The organism is Marinobacter sp. (assembly GCF_039977835.1).
Taxonomy (GTDB): domain Bacteria; phylum Pseudomonadota; class Gammaproteobacteria; order Pseudomonadales; family Oleiphilaceae; genus Marinobacter.
Genome location: NZ_JBDWCL010000057.1, coordinates 1 through 16,626 on the forward strand (window position 1 = coordinate 1; position 16,626 = coordinate 16,626).

The window sequence follows — 16,626 nt, forward strand, 5'->3', positions numbered from 1 at the left end:
GTCCTGAACTTTAACGATTTTCATGGGCGTATCTCATGGTTGGTTGGTCAGAATCGGGTGAAACAACTTTATAGTATAAACATTAGGCATCTATATAGTTCAAGCGGCCCTTTCCTCCCGCCACTGGTTATACCCCTCTAGACATGCCCCGTAACAAAATTTCGTCGAGTATTTTATTGTCTAAGGTCCTGAATCAATGGGATGGACTCCTCCTCACCTCACCGGCATCTACGTGCCAAAATGGTGAGTAATTAGTCTACCATCATGAAGATGAGGAGAAGCTCATCCCATTGATTCAGGAGGGAGTCATGGCTACAGTGAACAGGGTTGCCCGGGAGATCTGCGGCAAGGCCTTGGTCACCTGCTGCTTCACCCACGTATACCCTGGTGGCCCCGCCCCCTACTACACCGTGATCGCCCCGGGTCGGCGCGGCGACCAGGTCAAACAGTGGGACGAGATCAAGCTTGCGGTGATGGAAAGCCTGATCGACCTGGGTGGCACCATTACCCATCACCACGCCGTGGGCCGCGATCACCGGCCGGGCTACGATCGCCAGAGGCCGGAGCTGTTTGCTGACGTGCTGCGTTCAGCCAAGCAGACGTTGGACCCAGATGGTCTGTTGAACCCGGGGGTGCTGATATAGCCGTCAGGCTTCCGGGTAGGCAACCCAGCCTTCAAGCCATGTTGACGTGGCCCTGGGATTTACAGCACCAGGATATACGGCAGATTCATCGAAAAACTCGCTTTTGGGTGGCCGTTTCGACGTCATGGATTGTGTTGAACCCCTGGGGCGGAAGTGGGGGGAGGATTCGTTGCTGACTGATGGCTGCAGGCCGGTTTCGACCTGGATGGTGTTCTGGTGTTCCGGACTTCGCATCCACAGTTCTTCATTGAACCCGAAGTCATCATCGTCTGTTTCGTTAACAATCGTCAGGCTGCCAAGGCGGCCATTGTTGGCAAGCAGGTTGTGACTGAACGTCAGTGCGCCTGTGCCTATCAGAGCGGTAACCTCGTCCCGTGTATCCAGGGCTTCAATGGCGAAGCTGTCTATGATCATATTGTGGAAATGTCCGCCGGAGCCTTCACGCAACAGTATTGCCCGGTGCTCTTTCGCGGAGCGGCCATTGCCGTAGAGAGTAACGTTGTAGAACGTGGGTTCGGATCTCGGTACGGCAGAGTGGCTGGAGCCATTGTTGTCGCCTTCAAAAGCGTTGTCACCCACATCGCGGTGTTGCTGGACAATGGCGAACTGAACCCGGCCCCGCCAGCCCCAGTCCCAGTCGATACTGTCATCAGCGGCACCGGTTACCAGTATGTTTTTCAGGTCGACGGTACCGCCGAACATCTCGATGCCGTCGTCCAGCGCCCGATGTACCTGCACGTGCTGAATAATGGTGTTGGAGCCGCAACCACCCAGAGTAAGCCCGTTCAGTTCATTGTTCTGATAGACCTCGAATCCGGCAAACTCAATGCGGGTGTACTGGATCACCCCACAGCTGTGGTGTTCGTCGTTACCACCGAATTGCCCGCGAGGGTCGCTTTCGGGAATACCTTCAATGGCGGCGTTCGGCTGGTTAACCGGGGCATTTCCCAGGAGTACCACCCCGCCCCAGTCCCCACGGGCTCGCTGCCCTGGTTCCTTGCTGCTTGTGAAAACCACCGGCTGGTTCCTGCTGCCGCGGGCAAACAGTTTGGCGCTGGGAGTGACGATCAGTGCAGACCCGGGTTCGCCTTCAACGGTTACGCCGGGCTCGATGGTCAACTGAGCGTCTTCGACAAAAATCGTGTCTTCGAGCACGTAGCGACGCCCCGTCTCCCAGACTGTATCCGCGGTAATATCGGTGCTGATACGCACGCTGCGGTTTTCAAAAGCGGTAAAGCCGGCAACGGTAACGCCGATAACAGGAATGAGCACCAGCGCATTGCGCCAGAACCACCCCCGGCTTTTAGCTGGCTTTTCCGCGCCGACAGAAAGAGTCTGGTCCGGCGACTTTGCCATTAAAGGCAAGCCGTCATCGTTGGCCATGATTTCGCGGGCCAATGCCTGGAGCTCTGGGGAGCCATTAGCTTCAACGCGCCTGAGCACATCCGTTCGGTAGCCCGGTTCCCTGAGAAGGACATTGAGGTGGACGAAATCCACGCCAGGGCATTGGCCTTTATCGATACGGCGTTTCAGACGCCAGAGTTTTTCTACCAGTAGGGAGGATTCGTCGGCCATTACTGCTGCTCCGTTGGGATCGGATGAGAGCACCGTTATACACGTCCAATATGAAAGTTTAATGTCAGTGGCTGGTCCGGCCCGGAGCAGGAGGCGATGCGTGCAAGGCGGGCCAGCTTCAATGCATCCCGGCGGTCAGTCTTGATCCGCTCCGCCACCGCAATCGTTTCCTTGTGGACGTCCAGGCCCACATACGCGGCGTAACATTCCTGCCCGGGTAGTTCCAGCCTCACTGCAACAGTATCGATTCGGGCCGCTTCTGGTTTAAACTCATTCATGACCTGCCCTCCTCAAAGTGGCTCTGCTGTTGGTTTCTTTCCGCCCTCAACAATAACCCACGATCGTTGAGGGCGGGCAGGTCAAAACATCATGTCTAGATCCTCAATGTTCTCTAGTCAGCTCTACCCCAAATTCATAACAGTTTTATGAAGGCCCCCGGAGAGTCGGAGAGAAGTTTCTTCGCCTGTCTGTGCGCGCGGTCCTGCAAGTCGTGGAGCTTTTCCTGAATGGCGTGCTTTACGAGTTCAAAATCCTTTTCATCAAGTTCCAGAGCCTCCCGGTGGTCGATGAGATAATCCGTCAGAACCGCATAGTCGTTCGCATCACCCTGGGCCTCGGTGAGATTCTGAAGCTGCGACACTTTCGATTTGAGGCCCTTTCCGAACATCGGTCGAAGGATTCTCAAGCAGTAAAAGAGATCTTTGGACCGTTTCCGAAACTCATGAAAGTCCTCTATATCTTCAGATTCGCGAGCTTTCTTTTCTGCTTTACGGGCTTCCTGATAGATTTTTTTTGAGGTTTGGGACAAGATCAGAAAGGGATTTTGGAAGACTCCAATCTTTCGGCGATTTGCTGTTTGAATCGACTTCCAACGCAAGGTCCACGAAAAAGTCACTGCCTTTTTCTGCGAGGGGGTCGAGCTGGGCTTGTGCTGATAGAAAGCTAGCAACTGTATCCGCAGGTTTGCCTTCCAGACATAGTGTTTCAGCTAAGAGGTTGTTCCAGGTTTTCGTCCGAACGAGCGCATCCCTGTTGCCAGATAATTTGCCTGAGACCTCTTTGTAGAACGACTGGTTGTCGCTGAAGTCCGCCTTATCCATATGAGGCTTGACGAGGCGCAGCACTGCCCGAATTTCCTTGCATCCTTTTCGAGCTTCATGAACCCCAGTCTCGGGATCCCGGCATGCTCGGAGAAGTGAGAGAGCGATGTCGTCATTGATTGACCGCATTAGCCGTCTCAGATGCTTCGCAAAATTGCCGTTGGGAGTGAGTCTGTACCGCATGACGTTACCTCGCTTCACCCGAACAATGTTAAAGATCGAGGGTGAAATGGTGTACTCGTTTCAGTGGACTTTGGCCATGGGCGTGATGGCATGGGGGCTAGGTGAATCTATAAAACAGGACCCCGCAGAGGCCTTTGCCCGTTTTTTTGCGTAACTGGCTGCGTCGGAGATCTGATCGGCTGTTCGCTGGTCATCTGGGCCCACTTGGACAATGCCCGCTGCCAGGGATACCAGTGGAAAGCGATTGATGTGCCCGCCTCTGTCCTCGGATTCCACGAAACCGTTTTGCAGTACAGTATCGGTATAAAAACGCCGGGTCTGATCGACGAATTGTGCTTGCAGGGCTTTGGCATTGGAAATGGCAAGGGGCGATGGGCTGATTACGACAAAGTCGTCCCCGCCAATATGGCCTACGAAGTCGCCGTCGCCGTGAAAGAACTCCAGCAGCAGGTCGGCGAGCAAGAGGATGACCTGATCACCCACACGGTAGCCAAGCAGGTCGTTGAGGGGCTTGAACATATTGATATCAAAGTAAACCAGAATGAAGGGAAGTCCCTCTTCTGTCCGCGCAGCCAGAGCCTTTTGAATGGGGACGTTGCCCGGTAAAAGGGTCAGTGGGTTGGCATAGCGCGCTGTTTCGATCTTTCTTGCAGTAATCTGTTTGAGCAGCATACGGGTGGATCCGAGTCCGACATACCGGTCGTTGTGTGTGACAACAAAGTGCTGCTTGAGGTAGTGGGCATCGTCGTCGATCAATCGCTGACTGACTTCATCCAGTGGTGTGTTGTAGTCCACGATAAGGGCATCGGAGCTCAGCATCTGGGTAACCTGGCGCTTTTCATACAGTGCGCGGCCATAAGGCGTGCTGAACGTTTCCAGAACCCGCCACTTATGAAGCAGACCAAGGGGGCGGCCATTATCCACTACTGGCAGCGAGAACGTGCTTGGCTCACTTTGAAGACGCTCCCAGGCGTGTTGCAGAGTTGAGTCGGAGGTGATCGGCTCGATCTGACTGATCAGGGAGCCAGCTGTCTCCTCTCGGGAGACTTTGATTGTAGGTGAGGGCTGCACGCCCAACGGATTCAGGCAGGCGGTCGCAATCTGTTTGGGCCGACCGAACAGAAAGCCCTGGACCAGCGATATGCCCAGTCCTGCAACAACCCGGAATTCCGCCTCGGTTTCCACTCCTTCAGCAATCAGTCTGCAGCCCAGACGATCCGACAGATCCACAACGGACCTGAGAAATTCCCGTTTAACCAGGTCGTCCTGTATGTCTCTGATGAAATGCCTGTCGATCTTAACGAAGTCCGGTTTCAGCTCCGACCACAGTTTGAGTCCGGAATATCCGCTGCCAAGATCATCAATGGCAATCAGAAACCCTTGCTCCTTCAACCAGGACAGTGTTTTCAGAAGCTCGGACGGATCTACGGTGGGATAGCGTTCCGAGAGTTCAATCACAATGTCTGACGGCTTCAGTCGGTTTGTCTCAAGAAGCTCCTGCAAATGTGCGGGTCTGAACTCCGGTGGCATTAATTTGGCCGGGCTGACGTTAACGAAGAGTTTCAGCCGTGTGCCCTGGCCAGACCAGCTTCGTGCAGCCGTCCGAAGGCAGAGGCCATCAAGCTCTGACGTCAGACCACAGCGCTCGGCGGTTTCAAACAGCAGCTGGGCTCCGTGCAGACTGCTGGCCGAGGGACCACGGCTGAGAGCCTCATAACCAAAAACGGACTTTCTTTCTATATTTACGATGGGCTGGAAGAGGGTTGTAATTGTCTCTTCCGTTAATAAGCGTCTCAGTTCCTGATTGAGGCAATTCTGCATATCTGTCACTTCTGGATGTGAGTGGGGCGTAGAGGTGTAATCTGCGTCTTTCCCTCGCATGTTCCCTACCTGCTGATTCAGTTGGTTCACATCCGGTTGTGCCAATTTACGAACTTACGCCAGACATGATGTGCAAGATATGTGACAGGCGTATTGCAGGTATGCCGTAATACTGGACATGATGTCCCTTAACAAACGTTCGTCTTATTATTAAGTTTGTCGGATAGATAGGCGCACAATTGATTCAATAATTTGATCCGGGGTTTTGCGCCAGACAATAGGTTTGGGATCGTCATTGTACCGTGCCAGGTAGTCTTTAATGGGGGCCTCCAGCTCGCGAGTGGTGCGACGCTGCTGTTGGCGTGAAATGCACGTGATACCGGGGCCGGGCGGCAAACCAGGCCCGAACCTTTTCCGTTTTATGGGTGCCGTAAGTGTCCATGACAAGATAAATATCCAGGTCTTCCGGAACCTCTCGGTCAATCTCTTTTTAAAAGGTCAAAAACTCTTTAGCGCAGTGTCTCCTTTGCGAAGGCGTCCGATAACCTCGCCCGTGGCAACGTCCAGGGCTGCAAACAGGGTCGTGGTACCGTGACGAACGTAGTCGTGTGTTCTGGTTTCGGAGTAGCCAAACGACAGCGGAAGCGCTGGCTGAGTGCGGTTCAACGCCTGTATCTGGCTTTTCTCGTCCACACACAGAACCAGGGCCCGGTCAGGCGGATTCATATACAACCCGACAATGTCGTGGACCTTGGCCACAAAGTGGGGGTCGGTTGAGAGCTTAAAGGTCTCCAGGCGATGAGGCTTCAACCCAAACGCCCGCCAGATTCGGCTGATTGCCATGGCATTGAGCCCGGTTTCCCTGGCCATCAGAGTGGTAGACCAGTGGGTCGCATCCCTGGGCTTGGATTGGAGCGTTTTGTTGATAACGTCTGCCACCTTCTCATCATCAATACTGCGGGGCCGACCACCTCGGGGCGTCTGTCAGGCCCGCTACACGGAGCTGTTCAAACCGCTTACGCCACTTGCTGACGGTTTCTGTCGTGACGCCCACTCGCTCAGCAATTACTCTCCCCGGCAGGCCCTCGGTGCTCAACAGGATCATTCGCGCGCGTTGCTGCTCGGCTGCTGGCATCTGCCGGCGACGGACCCACGAACTAAGCTCATCCTGTTCTTCGTCTGTAATGATCAAAGGAATAACGGGTCGACCCATTGCAGTAGCTCCATCGATGCTGCAATAACCCCAAGCTGCAATTGATTCAACGAACTTTTGTTAAGAGACACTAACTCCTTTAATGAAGGGATCTCGCCAAATTTCTGCCGAAAAATAGCTTGCCTCCAGGAATTTGCAATCTGGTTGTCACAATCGATGTTCACTATCGGGTCCTCATTCGATGATGGGGGCACTATGCTCAAAACGGTTCGCAGTAGGATTCTCTTCTTTTCATTTCTTTCGGTCTTTGCGCTCTCGGCTGTTGCCCTGTTGTCCTGGTCAATCATCATCAAGGCGGAAGACGCCGCAGAACAACTGATACAGAATCGCCTGACAGAATCCTGGTTGCTGAACGATCTGGAACAGGATCTGCGCCATTTGCAGGATCTTTCCTTCAAGATCAAGGGCCAGTTGTTGCTTTGGGATGAAATCGAGGAGGAATTCGCCGCACTATCAGAGTCGATTCCCGCCAAGTGGAGCGCTGTTAAACAGAATGCGCAATTGAGCCAGTGGGCCGAGGAACATGAGAGTGTTTATGAGCCTGTAGGTTTGTACCTTGAAAAACTGGGGAAGGGAATCCGCGAGAAAAGCTACTATCAGGCAGGTAAAACGGTGGATTTTCAGCTCTTTCCTGCCTTGTCGCCAATGCTTGAGAGCATCAGTGCCCGAGAGGTGGCCAGTCGTGCCCGGATTGGTCAGGAATCCAGCGAACTGCTGGAGTATCTCGGCAGTCAGCAGGTGTCTCTGATCACCGGCTTCATCGTCTTTCTGGTGGCCATTGTGCTGATGGCCCTGTGGCTGAGAAAACTCGTGATCATCCGGCTGCAGCGTATCGAACAGGATCTTCGCCTGATGGATGAGTGTTCGGACCTCGCCAATACCCCGAAACTGACCGGGTCGGATGAAGTGGCGGGGGTTGCTGCCGCCCTGGTTCGCCTGGTGGGCCGGTTTGAGGCGTTCATCGGCGATATCCGGGTGGCGTCACAAAGCGTCAATGATAGATCGGCGCGTCTTGATTCCGAGGCCGAAGAGCTGGAGTCCGCCTCCCAAACTACCCAGCGCCAGATTCAGGATGTGACTGACTCAATGAAGGCAATTGCCGATCAGGCCTCCGCGATCGATGCATCCACCGGCGAGTCCAGGGAGACCATCCAGGAAGCGGTCAGTGCAAACGCGGATATTCAGTCCGGTCTGAGAAAGAGTGAAACCGCGGCGGAGCACACGGTGGAAGTCATTGCTCGGGTATCCGGGTCCATACACGAGCTGACGGAATCAACGCTCAAGATCGAAAAGGTTATTGACGTGATTACGGACATAGCGGAGCAGACGAATCTGCTGGCCCTGAATGCTGCGATAGAGGCAGCAAGAGCGGGCGAACACGGGCGCGGGTTTGCGGTTGTTGCTGATGAAGTCCGCACGCTATCAAAGCGCACTGCCGATTCCACCGGAGAAATCCGCCAGTGGGTAGGGAATCTGGTTGAAGTCGTTGAGGGCGTTGAGCATCAAATTTCAGAGATGAAAGACGCCGGACTCGGTAATCGCCAGACGCTGGAGGAACTGAAGGCCCACCTGATCTCCATGAACCATCGGTTTTCGGATCTGGAGCTTCGCAGCGCCACCATCAATGATGCGCTGAGGCTTCAACGTGAGGAAATCGACCGGGTTGGCCACCGGTCCTCCGCGCTTGACGCCCACGCGGCAACACTGGCCCAGAGTGTCGCTGGCAGCAGGGAGGTCAGCGCGGCATTGAAACAGGAAGCGCTTTCAATGAGGGACCTTACAGCCCGGTTTCGAACCTCTGCTGATTGTTGAAAGTTTCGGATCTCTAGATATCTCAGAGTTTACAAGTCCAGCAACCCACAGCTTTTGCAGGTGCCTTATCCGAGCAAAACCAATGGCCGAAGCAGGGTTCCGCCCAAACTCAACCACAGGCAATCGCCTCAAAATAACAAACACAATTTCGGCCCGAGGCCTTGGCCTCATATAATGCCTTGTCGGCCCGGTTGACGGCGCTCTCCACTGATTCCATGGCGGCATTCACTTCTGTAAGCCCCAGGCTGACCGTAACCCGCACAGCACTCCCATCGACACCTTCAACGGACTGTGCTTGAACGGCCTTACGAATACGTTCGGCGTAGCCCCGGGCCTCTGCATAATCCGCACCGGGCAGAAGAATAACAAACTCTTCACCGCCAAATCGGGCGACCAGATCCTGGTCCCGGCTGAACTGCCGGAAAATGTCTGCCATATTCATCAACACCCGATCACCGATATTATGGCCGTGGGTGTCGTTTACCGCTTTGAAATGGTCAATATCGAGAGCAATAACTGAGAGCGATTGCCCGGCTGCCCTCGCCTGCTCAACCATGTACTCACCCTCTGTCATAAAATGCCGTCGGTTATAGAGCCGGGTAAGTGGATCGGTGGCCGCTTGCCGTTTGAGCTCACCCTGCCTGGAGCGGATATCTTCCAGCACTTTTATCCGGTAAGAGATGATGAACGCGAGCGTTAGCGCCTCCAGTACGATGCCAATCCCGACACCGTGACTGTTGATATAACTGGGCTCGATCAATCCTTTGTAGTAGATCACCGCAAACCCGTTGAACACCACGAAGAAGGTATGGCCAACAAGAAAGAACTTCACCAGAGGATGCCCCTTGCGAAACAGGGAGATGCTTACTGAAAAGGTCACCACCATCATCAGCGCTGCAAGACTGCTCGCAGGCTTCAAGGCCATTGCAATATCGAACAGGCCGTATGAAAACGTGACCACCAGTAAAGCCAGCATCCCTTGCAGAATCCGGTGTTCCGTAGGGTAGAACTTCCGCGTCTCGAATATCGCCATCATAAACAGTATCAGGAAGATCGGCATGGTGATCAGCGACAGGTTGAGCACAAAAACGGCATCGCCATAGGCATTGAAGGCTTTGGCAATCAGCCCGTAGGAAAGCGCGATCCATACCAGCCCAGAAATCAGATACAGCGAATAGAAAATGTTCTCTTTCTTGCTGGTGGCGAAGTAAAGCAGGCCGTTGTAGAACACCAGTGCCAACATCATTCCGACCAGAAGCGCGATGTCCAGGTGGCCGCCGACCAGCGCTTTCCGAGACTGTTCATCGTCGTAGATCTTCAGCGAAAACCATTGATGGGAATACACATGACTGCGGACATACAGAGACGTGGTTTCCCCCGACGGTACCGTAAATGGGTAGACCACCGTACCCCGATACATCAGTGGATGGTCACTTGCATCATTAAGATCAACGGATGCCTGATCGACAAGATTGTCAGCGCGTTCCTCAAAGACATCGATCGAACGCACGTGATAGGCCTTGGGCAAGTGCAGAAAAAGCGACCTGGATTCAGCGCCCGGGTTGTGCAGTGCCACCCGGTACCAGGTCACCGTCGCCCGTGTGCCAAGTGTTGTGGTGCTGGTGGTTTCCCGAAAGGCTTGCTTGTGAATCGCCTCATAATCCAGCGACTGGAAATCGTCGATGAAATACTCGACCGTAAAATCTGTTAACTGGCCTCCTTGCTGACTAAGGTCCAGGGCCACCGGCGATGCCTGGGCTGAAATACCGGCTATCCACAAAAAGAAAAAACACAAAACCGCTCGGTGGGGAGGCATTTAGGGTGTCCTTACACCTTAAAAGGCTGAAGTCTAGCACCTGCCGCTGGAACAAAACGATTGCTTTTATCGCGTTTTGCGTGAGTTTCTGTAGCCTCCCCCTCTTTTTGATACCTGAAAGTTTGTGGAGATTGATGCCTTCGGCAGGTCAATCCAGCGGTTCCATTCTCCAATAAAACATCCCCGATTTTTTCCCGAGGATGGTTGCCGATATATGCGTGTCACTGGGCTTGTCCGCAAGCCCGTAGCACACATGCAAAGGCAGAAGGTGTTCTTCCCGGGGGTGGCAGAAGCGGGCGTGGGGCGCTCGCTCCCAGTGAGCCAGGCGCTCACCACGTTCCGATTCCTGCAGGGCGGTATCACTACACGTCTCTTCCAGCCAGTCCTCGAAAGCCTGATTACGAGCCCGAATCTCCGGCGTATCTCTCGCGAAAAACGCCCGCATGTTATGGAACGAGAACCCAGAGCCGATCACGAGCAGGTTGGCGTAGTCCAGCCCCTGCAAAGCACGACCAATCGCCAAGTGGGTGCTGGCATCCAGACTGTTTACCAGGGACAGCTGCACGCATGGGATATCCGCATCCGGATACATCAGCTTGAGCGGCACGAACAGGCCGTGATCAAAGCCCCTTCGATCATCAAGTTGCGCTGGCATTCCAGACTGTTCCAACGCCTGGTAAACCTGCCGCGCCAGCCCCGGCTCTCCCAGGCAGGGATACTCGATACTGTAGGCCTCCGGCGGGAAGTCATAGTAATCGTAGATGAGCTGCGGACTGGCCCCCGAGGTGATCATCGGCACTGACTCCTCCCAGTGGGCGCTGATAACCAGTATAGCCGACGGTTTGTGAAGCCTGTCGGCAAGCTCCGTGAGCCGCTCCACCATTTCACGGTGACCGGGATCCCCCAACAGCGGCATTGGCCCGCCGCCATGGGAAATGAACAGCACATCGGTTTCAGTTTTCATGGGGGTTGCTCCTGTGTTCAGAGTTGGCCCGGCCCTGCCGGCACAATACCCGTCGGGTTCAGCGCCTTGCTGGAGTAATACCCGGCCTTGATGCGATCAAGGTTGACCGTATTGGCAATGCCGTCAAGTGCCAGAATCCGGTGCATGTAGTCGTGCAGGCGCGGAATGACTCGCAGGGTATTGCGGTTACACTTGAACAGGCCGTGGGCCGTGGTAGGCGGCGTCAAAACGCACCAGGGTTACGAACAGGCGCATATCCGTCTCTGTGAGTTGCTCACCAAACAGGTAGGTGCGTCCATTCGCCAGACGGGAATCCATTTCATCGAGGAGACAAACACCCTGGTCCGTACTGGGGCAGGTTCGGATAGTGAGCGCTGTCACGCCGACGGTTGCCTCGATGCCAGCATGTCCATGAACTCAACCAGGGGTTTCACTCATCTGAGTGCTGCAATACTGCGTGAACGGTCTCAGTATAGGGAGCCTCAATCCCCGGACGCTCGCAGCGTCGCAGTACCGCCCCGGCAATGGTATCCAGTTCCAGCGGGCGACCTCTCTCCCTGTCGACCAGCATTGACGTCTTGATGGCGTTGAAGTTGCTGATCAGCTCAAACATCTCCTCCAGGTCCTTCTTTTCAAGATTCACACCGTCTGCCCTTGAGGCCTCCACGGTTTCAGCCATCATTCCATACACGATTCTGCCGAATCGGGGGTGATGGGTAAGGCTTCGGGTATCCAGGCCGGTAAGCGCGGAAAGTGGGTTTACACCATTATTAATAACCAGTTTACGCCAGAGCTCATAGCGAATGTTGTCCGAGGACCTGGCTGGAATACCGGCATCATTGAAGGCGGCCACCAGGGTCTTGAGCAGCGGAGTTCGGGAGTCCGCCCCACCGCTGACTTTGGGCCATGCCCCCATCACGATCTGTGCGAGGCCCTCGGCTTCGATAACACCCGGCCTCGTAATGTGCCCTCCTATGCGGACTGCAAGCCCACCGATGACCCTGTCAGCACCAACCGTTTCCGCCAGGAGTGGTTCGTTATCGACTCCGTTCTGTAAGGAAAGCACGGGTGTCTGTCCCTGCTTTAGCCAATCACCGAGCTCACTCACCACCGAAGCAGTCGCCGTGGCTTTGAGTGCGATGATGATAAGGTCAAACTCGTCTGGCTTGTACTGGGTAACAAGTTCCTGATGGTCATGAGCAGCCGGGGCATGGGCCAACTCGCGACCTTCATAGTGGACCGTCAGGCCGTTATCCTTCAACGCGCCCAGGTGTTCCCCCCTCGCTGTCAGCACTACCCGGTGCCCGGCATCCAGAAGCCTGGCAGCGTAGTAACCGCCGATGCCGCCGGCACCAATCATCAATAATCTGAGCATTTACGGAATCCCTTGTGTTTTCCGTAGCCTATTGCATCCAGCCATAACCTGCGAGGGATTGGCTGTCCTCATTCAGTGAAAAGCCAAACAGGCGTTGGGGCGCTTTCATGCCGCCCAGGCTGAAGGCGGTGTTGAGTACACACAGTGTCGGGTCTGCAACCGGGTTACCCTGGCCCGGTGATGGACGGGTACCGTTTAAACCCGATTTCGACATGGCCTTCACCCACTTCTGCTCGTCTTCCCACTGTCGAATCAGATTACGAATATAGCTGTCATGGGGCTGACTATGGCTGGCGTTATTGCCGTCGGCATCCAGCCGGTCCAGGCAGATGAGCAGTACACCCTGATTCCGCAATACCGGTGTTAATGAACTTGACTGCGCCAATTACAAATAGCCCAACTCCAGGGGCCGCCGACAATACTCCTTCGGCCGTACCGTATTGCACGCCTGCGTCGAAGCCAACAATCGCCAAGGGAATACCAAACAGGGCGATCAAAGGAATCAGGGTTTTGTTATCGTCCATAGCTTTCGTTTTCCCATCATATTTTCGAGATTAATTACTTCTGCTTAGGCCTGGCTGGGAGACCCGACTTCAGAATCTCATTAGCCGCCCGGATGTCTTTGTACTGTTCCAAACCCAGCGCAATATTCTCTTTTTTTCGCATCTTTTTACCAGGGTGGACCCCATTCCGGACGTCTTTCAGTACCTGGGCAAGAACCGTTGAGTTGAAGGTAGAACTGTTACTCTCGACCCACGGCAACCACCCGCATTTGGCGCTGACATTGATCAAATCGTCAAGAAACCATGACAGCGGATTTCTACCGATAGACTTACCTCCCGAGAATTTTCTTTCCTCGTTCAGTGACTTCCTTCCCTTCTCGCATATCTCTTTAAACTCAAGACAGGTGATGATGAGTCGGGTTTCGATAGAGGCCGCAATCAATATGCTGGCAGCTAGGTATGCTCCAACACTTTCACATTGTTGTGCTTCTCGCTCATAGTTCTGAAGCAGAACGTAGAGCCGTCTTTTCTCATCCCATTGGAAAAGGGATTGCTCCCCTTCACACTTCATATCGTCTATCTGATATTCGAAGCGCTTAACAATGTCGCGAAGTCGATCTGTGCAAAGCTCAAGGGTCAGGTCTTCGCGCGTACGGTCATAAACCGAATCCCACTGACTCAGCAAATCCTTGTACTCATCAGGACCTTCCCCCAAGCCCCATTCTTCGCCTGGTTTTAAACCGTGCGCTTTTTGTACCTTTCGGATGGCTTGATTGATCGGTCCAATCTCAGGCTCGTAGTAATTTTCGCTCCAGCGTTTTTCATGAACCAAATTGCCACACCTGAAAATTAGCGCGATGAGTTCGCGCTCGTTTATCTCCGCTGCATTAAATCTGGCTTCTACCACTTCGAGGACCGCTTTTGTTTCTTGTTCAACTACCTCAGCAGTGGATCGGCGGGTAAAGAAACCTACGTGCTTTTCGCGTAGTTCCTCCAGCACTGCCGTACTCTTGATTCGACCCTCAAGGTGATCAAGCGCTATTAAGAGGTCGGTTTGATTGCTATCAGTCAAGGTCTGTCCCCGCAGAACGTTTTCCAATCAATTTACCCAGTTTGCCAAGCGTATGCCGGGCACATTTTCAAACTGCTTTGTGTTGTTCGTAACAACAACCAAACCCTGGGAACGGGCGTGACCGGCGATCATTTCATCGTAAGGCCCAATCGGTCGACCCAGCTTCCGAAGCTCAGCCCGAAGCTGGCCAGTATGAGCCGCCGCGTCGTTGTCATAAGGCAGAACTTCCAAGCGGGCGGCAAACCCTTCTATGTCACGCAAGTTGCGATCAACTGCTGCTGAAGCCTCCGCTCCATATACCAATTCCATTAGCGTGACCGCTGAAATGCACATCTGGCCATCATGCGCCTTGAACGCTTCCCGGACCTCCTGTGGCCGGTTTTTGATGGTGTATATAGCGATGTTTGTATCGAGCATGTACTTCAGCATTAAAGGGCCTCACGCTCTTGGTGGCCTGGCTGCTCGCGACTTGCCATGAAGTCGTCAGAAACACCTTCACCGTCGAACCAGGCGTCCCATGATTCACCAGCAGGAGTGATGATCCTGGATCGACCCTGGATAACAATGTCCACCTGCTTAACCGTGTCAGGATACGCTACGGGTTTCGGAAGCCGTAGTGCCTGGCTTTTATTGGTTTTGAAGATGCTTGCTCGTTCCATTGGTTGCGCCTCTCAAGGTATATCCCGTGGGTATATCCCACACTAGCGCCGGCATCGGGATATGTCAATGGTATATCCCTATCAAGAGTACGATTCCGGCGCTTTTTCACCTGACCAAATTGACTGAAAAGCCCTAAACTGGGGTAGGACCTATCAAGCCGACCTTCATGGGAATGTTCCGGCTGGGCATATCAGGGGTCATGGGTTATCGTTTAGTGAGGCTGAGAGGGAGGACCCGCCCATGTGTGGCTATATTCGTCGCGTAACCGATAGTCCGGCAGTCCAAGAGCTACTGGAGGAACTCGGGATGGGGGACTTGTTCGAGCCCCTGGTCAGTGAGGCGCCGGCCGGGATGGAGCAATTCTACCCGGCTTTCGGCGGCAACCCCGATCGCCAGATTCGCGGGCTGATCATTCATGAAGAAGGTAAACCGCGATTGGTTGACGCCACCTGGTGGTTTGACTGCAAGGAAAGCGGAGACACCCTGGAAGTCGGAAAGCGCACAACCTTCAATGCCAGAAATCTGGATTCACCTTATTGGAAGGGCGCCTTGCGTCATCACCGCGGTATCGTGGTAGCAGCTGGGATCGGTGAATCGAAGAAGATCGATGGACGTAAGCACCAATATCTCATGGAGGGAACTCAGCCCTTCTTGCTTGGAGCTCTGTATCGCCCCTTTCCGAATGGGCAATACAGCTGTGCGGTCATTACCCGGGACGCGCACATTAAATTCGAGCCGTACCATGACAGGGCTTTTCCGCTATTCCTGCCTTCAACACAAGAGTTCATAGAAACATGGCTGGCGGAGGACATACCCCAGGCAAATGAGATCGATGATCTGCTGGAGCATCCACGGCTGTACGCGACACTCAACGTTGAAGAGGTGAAGACTTTCAAGCGTGGCGTGATCTCGGAAAACGCGATCGTGCTGGCGGCTGACGAAGAGGGAGACCTTTCAAGCAGTTGATCTGTCTCCTACCTTGCTCTGGGTAAGTCGCTCCAACGTGTCGTGAAGGCTGGTGACAGGTGTTCCCTTCGCATGGCCCAGGGCTGAACCAGTTGAGTCTGCCGGGCGAATTTTACGGTACCAGAGCCTCCAATCTGGTTAATACGGTCTAGAGCTGTCATCAAGGCCTGGTCCCTTTCAGAATCGCCTGTCCTATCGAACATGTCGCACTGGCTCTTCGAAGGCTCCCTGAAATCCATGAGCATGACGCCCGCTTTGTTGAATCGGAACCCATCTCGCCAGAGTTGAGTAATCAAGGTAGAAGCTGACTCGACAAGGACGCGAGTGTCGCTGCTGGGATACGGCAATCTCTGGCTGGCGGAATTGCTGTATCGCGGACCATCTGAAAAGCGGTTGGTAGAAAGAAATGCAGATAGCTGGCCGGCAACCCGATCTTCTCCCCGGATTTTTTCTGCGGCCCGAGTTGCGAAACCGGTAACGGCCGCCAGCATGTCATTCAGCTTCGTCACCGGCTGGCCAAAGGAACGGCTGCAGACGATTTGCTGTTTTGTCGGCGGAACTTCTTCGATCTCTTGGCAGGCTACGCCCGAAGCTCCCACGCGGTTCGCTCAACGACTACGGGAAAGTGACTTCTGATCCACGCAGGGTCCGCTCGAGCGAGATCAAGTCCCGTCGCGATCCCAAGGGGTTTGAGCCGCTTGGCTAAACGTGAGCCGATACCCCATATCTCTTCAACAGGTGTAATCGCGAGTAATTTTGCCTGTCGCTTTGGACAAGTCGGCCTAGTGTGCCTTAACAAAAGTTCGTCTTATTATTCAGCTTATCGGAAAGACGAGCGATTGATGCAATGATTTGATCCGCTGTTTTGCGCCAGATAAAAGGTTTGGGATCGTCGTTGTATCTTGCCAGGTAGTCTTTAATG

The 16,626-nt window shown here is 54.0% G+C and carries 19 protein-coding genes and 1 pseudogene; 3 read left to right on the forward strand and 17 right to left on the reverse strand.

Annotated features, from left to right (window positions below):
* The first annotated feature begins 308 nt into the window (after positions 1-308).
* Complete coding sequence (locus tag ABJM11_RS16475) at positions 309-644, forward strand: FAD-linked oxidase C-terminal domain-containing protein (protein ID WP_348293614.1); 336 nt, start codon at positions 309-311, stop codon at positions 642-644.
* Positions 645-647: 3 nt separating this feature from the next.
* Here ABJM11_RS16475 and ABJM11_RS16480 read toward each other — a convergent pair whose 3' ends face one another.
* The 6 genes and pseudogenes from ABJM11_RS16480 to ABJM11_RS16505 form a co-directional block, all read right to left on the reverse strand.
* Entirely contained in the window at positions 648-2,219 is a 1,572-nt protein-coding gene (locus tag ABJM11_RS16480; RefSeq protein WP_348293616.1) for a hypothetical protein, read from the reverse strand.
* A gap of 35 nt (positions 2,220-2,254) precedes the next feature.
* Positions 2,255-2,497 carry a hypothetical protein gene (locus ABJM11_RS16485; protein ID WP_348293617.1) on the reverse strand — a complete coding sequence of 81 codons (243 nt, stop codon included), beginning with the start codon at positions 2,495-2,497 and terminating at the stop codon, positions 2,255-2,257.
* Between the two features lie 134 nt (positions 2,498-2,631).
* Positions 2,632-3,096: a CHAD domain-containing protein gene (locus ABJM11_RS16490; protein WP_348293645.1), complete on the reverse strand. Its 465-nt coding sequence runs from the start codon at positions 3,094-3,096 to the stop codon at positions 2,632-2,634.
* Positions 2,987-3,502, reverse strand: coding sequence for a CHAD domain-containing protein (locus tag ABJM11_RS16495; RefSeq protein WP_348293619.1), 516 nt, complete (start codon positions 3,500-3,502; stop codon positions 2,987-2,989). The genes ABJM11_RS16490 and ABJM11_RS16495 overlap by 110 nt, the downstream gene beginning before the upstream one ends.
* A 60-nt stretch (positions 3,503-3,562) precedes the next feature.
* Positions 3,563-5,323 carry an EAL domain-containing protein gene (locus ABJM11_RS16500; protein ID WP_348293621.1) on the reverse strand — a complete coding sequence of 587 codons (1,761 nt, stop codon included), beginning with the start codon at positions 5,321-5,323 and terminating at the stop codon, positions 3,563-3,565.
* A gap of 210 nt (positions 5,324-5,533) precedes the next feature.
* Positions 5,534-6,536, reverse strand: a pseudogene (locus ABJM11_RS16505) (IS630 family transposase).
* 195 nt (positions 6,537-6,731) lie between these two features.
* On the opposite strand from ABJM11_RS16505, the gene ABJM11_RS16510 reads away from it, so the two are divergent.
* Positions 6,732-8,348 (forward strand): methyl-accepting chemotaxis protein, encoded by a 1,617-nt coding sequence (locus ABJM11_RS16510; RefSeq protein WP_348293623.1) that lies wholly within the window; start codon positions 6,732-6,734, stop codon positions 8,346-8,348.
* Between the two features lie 109 nt (positions 8,349-8,457).
* Here the strand turns inward: ABJM11_RS16510 and ABJM11_RS16515 are convergent, their stop codons facing one another.
* The 9 genes from ABJM11_RS16515 to vapB form a co-directional block, all read right to left on the reverse strand.
* A complete protein-coding gene (locus ABJM11_RS16515; protein ID WP_348293625.1) occupies positions 8,458-10,164 on the reverse strand; it encodes a diguanylate cyclase in 1,707 nt (568 codons plus the stop codon).
* 148 nt (positions 10,165-10,312) lie between these two features.
* Complete coding sequence (locus ABJM11_RS16520; protein WP_348293626.1) at positions 10,313-11,128, reverse strand: class III extradiol ring-cleavage dioxygenase; 816 nt, start codon at positions 11,126-11,128, stop codon at positions 10,313-10,315.
* Positions 11,129-11,145: 17 nt separating this feature from the next.
* Positions 11,146-11,355 carry a hypothetical protein gene (locus ABJM11_RS16525; protein WP_348293627.1) on the reverse strand — a complete coding sequence of 70 codons (210 nt, stop codon included), beginning with the start codon at positions 11,353-11,355 and terminating at the stop codon, positions 11,146-11,148.
* Complete coding sequence (locus ABJM11_RS16530; protein WP_348293629.1) at positions 11,315-11,509, reverse strand: glutathione S-transferase C-terminal domain-containing protein; 195 nt, start codon at positions 11,507-11,509, stop codon at positions 11,315-11,317. The genes ABJM11_RS16525 and ABJM11_RS16530 overlap by 41 nt, the downstream gene beginning before the upstream one ends.
* Before the next feature lie 49 nt (positions 11,510-11,558).
* A complete protein-coding gene (locus tag ABJM11_RS16535) occupies positions 11,559-12,503 on the reverse strand; it encodes a 2-dehydropantoate 2-reductase (RefSeq protein WP_348293631.1) in 945 nt (314 codons plus the stop codon).
* 28 nt (positions 12,504-12,531) lie between these two features.
* On the reverse strand, positions 12,532-12,888 hold the full coding sequence (locus ABJM11_RS16540; RefSeq protein ID WP_348293633.1) for a hypothetical protein: 357 nt from the start codon (positions 12,886-12,888) through the stop codon (positions 12,532-12,534).
* Between the two features lie 173 nt (positions 12,889-13,061).
* Positions 13,062-14,105: a hypothetical protein gene (locus ABJM11_RS16545; protein ID WP_348293635.1), complete on the reverse strand. Its 1,044-nt coding sequence runs from the start codon at positions 14,103-14,105 to the stop codon at positions 13,062-13,064.
* On the reverse strand, positions 14,106-14,507 hold the full coding sequence (gene vapC, locus ABJM11_RS16550) for a tRNA(fMet)-specific endonuclease VapC (protein WP_348293637.1): 402 nt from the start codon (positions 14,505-14,507) through the stop codon (positions 14,106-14,108).
* Positions 14,507-14,737, reverse strand: coding sequence for a type II toxin-antitoxin system VapB family antitoxin (vapB, locus tag ABJM11_RS16555; protein WP_348293639.1), 231 nt, complete (start codon positions 14,735-14,737; stop codon positions 14,507-14,509). The genes vapC and vapB overlap by 1 nt, the downstream gene beginning before the upstream one ends.
* Positions 14,738-14,978: 241 nt before the next feature.
* On the opposite strand from vapB, the gene ABJM11_RS16560 reads away from it, so the two are divergent.
* A complete protein-coding gene (locus ABJM11_RS16560; protein WP_348293641.1) occupies positions 14,979-15,704 on the forward strand; it encodes an SOS response-associated peptidase family protein in 726 nt (241 codons plus the stop codon).
* Between the two features lie 8 nt (positions 15,705-15,712).
* Here the strand turns inward: ABJM11_RS16560 and ABJM11_RS22530 are convergent, their stop codons facing one another.
* Positions 15,713-16,195 carry a DUF4113 domain-containing protein gene (locus tag ABJM11_RS22530; protein WP_407070007.1) on the reverse strand — a complete coding sequence of 161 codons (483 nt, stop codon included), beginning with the start codon at positions 16,193-16,195 and terminating at the stop codon, positions 15,713-15,715.
* Between the two features lie 89 nt (positions 16,196-16,284).
* Positions 16,285-16,503, reverse strand: coding sequence for a hypothetical protein (locus tag ABJM11_RS22535; RefSeq protein WP_407070006.1), 219 nt, complete (start codon positions 16,501-16,503; stop codon positions 16,285-16,287).
* Positions 16,504-16,626: the final 123 nt, after the last annotated feature.

Coding starts and splice junctions, on each gene's coding strand:
- ABJM11_RS16480 (WP_348293616.1), bottom strand. CDS start 2,219: ATGGCCGACGAATCCTCCCTACTGGTAGAAAAACTCTGGCGTCTGAAA.
- ABJM11_RS16515 (WP_348293625.1), bottom strand. CDS start 10,164: ATGCCTCCCCACCGAGCGGTTTTGTGTTTTTTCTTTTTGTGGATAGCC.
- ABJM11_RS16520 (WP_348293626.1), bottom strand. CDS start 11,128: ATGAAAACTGAAACCGATGTGCTGTTCATTTCCCATGGCGGCGGGCCA.
- vapB (WP_348293639.1), bottom strand. CDS start 14,737: ATGGAACGAGCAAGCATCTTCAAAACCAATAAAAGCCAGGCACTACGG.
- vapC (WP_348293637.1), bottom strand. CDS start 14,507: ATGCTGAAGTACATGCTCGATACAAACATCGCTATATACACCATCAAA.
- ABJM11_RS16510 (WP_348293623.1), top strand. CDS start 6,732: ATGCTCAAAACGGTTCGCAGTAGGATTCTCTTCTTTTCATTTCTTTCG.
- ABJM11_RS16535 (WP_348293631.1), bottom strand. CDS start 12,503: ATGCTCAGATTATTGATGATTGGTGCCGGCGGCATCGGCGGTTACTAC.
- ABJM11_RS16495 (WP_348293619.1), bottom strand. CDS start 3,502: ATGCGGTACAGACTCACTCCCAACGGCAATTTTGCGAAGCATCTGAGA.
- ABJM11_RS16475 (WP_348293614.1), top strand. CDS start 309: ATGGCTACAGTGAACAGGGTTGCCCGGGAGATCTGCGGCAAGGCCTTG.
- ABJM11_RS22530 (WP_407070007.1), bottom strand. CDS start 16,195: ATGCTGGCGGCCGTTACCGGTTTCGCAACTCGGGCCGCAGAAAAAATC.
- ABJM11_RS16500 (WP_348293621.1), bottom strand. CDS start 5,323: ATGCAGAATTGCCTCAATCAGGAACTGAGACGCTTATTAACGGAAGAG.
- ABJM11_RS16485 (WP_348293617.1), bottom strand. CDS start 2,497: ATGAATGAGTTTAAACCAGAAGCGGCCCGAATCGATACTGTTGCAGTG.
- ABJM11_RS16560 (WP_348293641.1), top strand. CDS start 14,979: ATGTGTGGCTATATTCGTCGCGTAACCGATAGTCCGGCAGTCCAAGAG.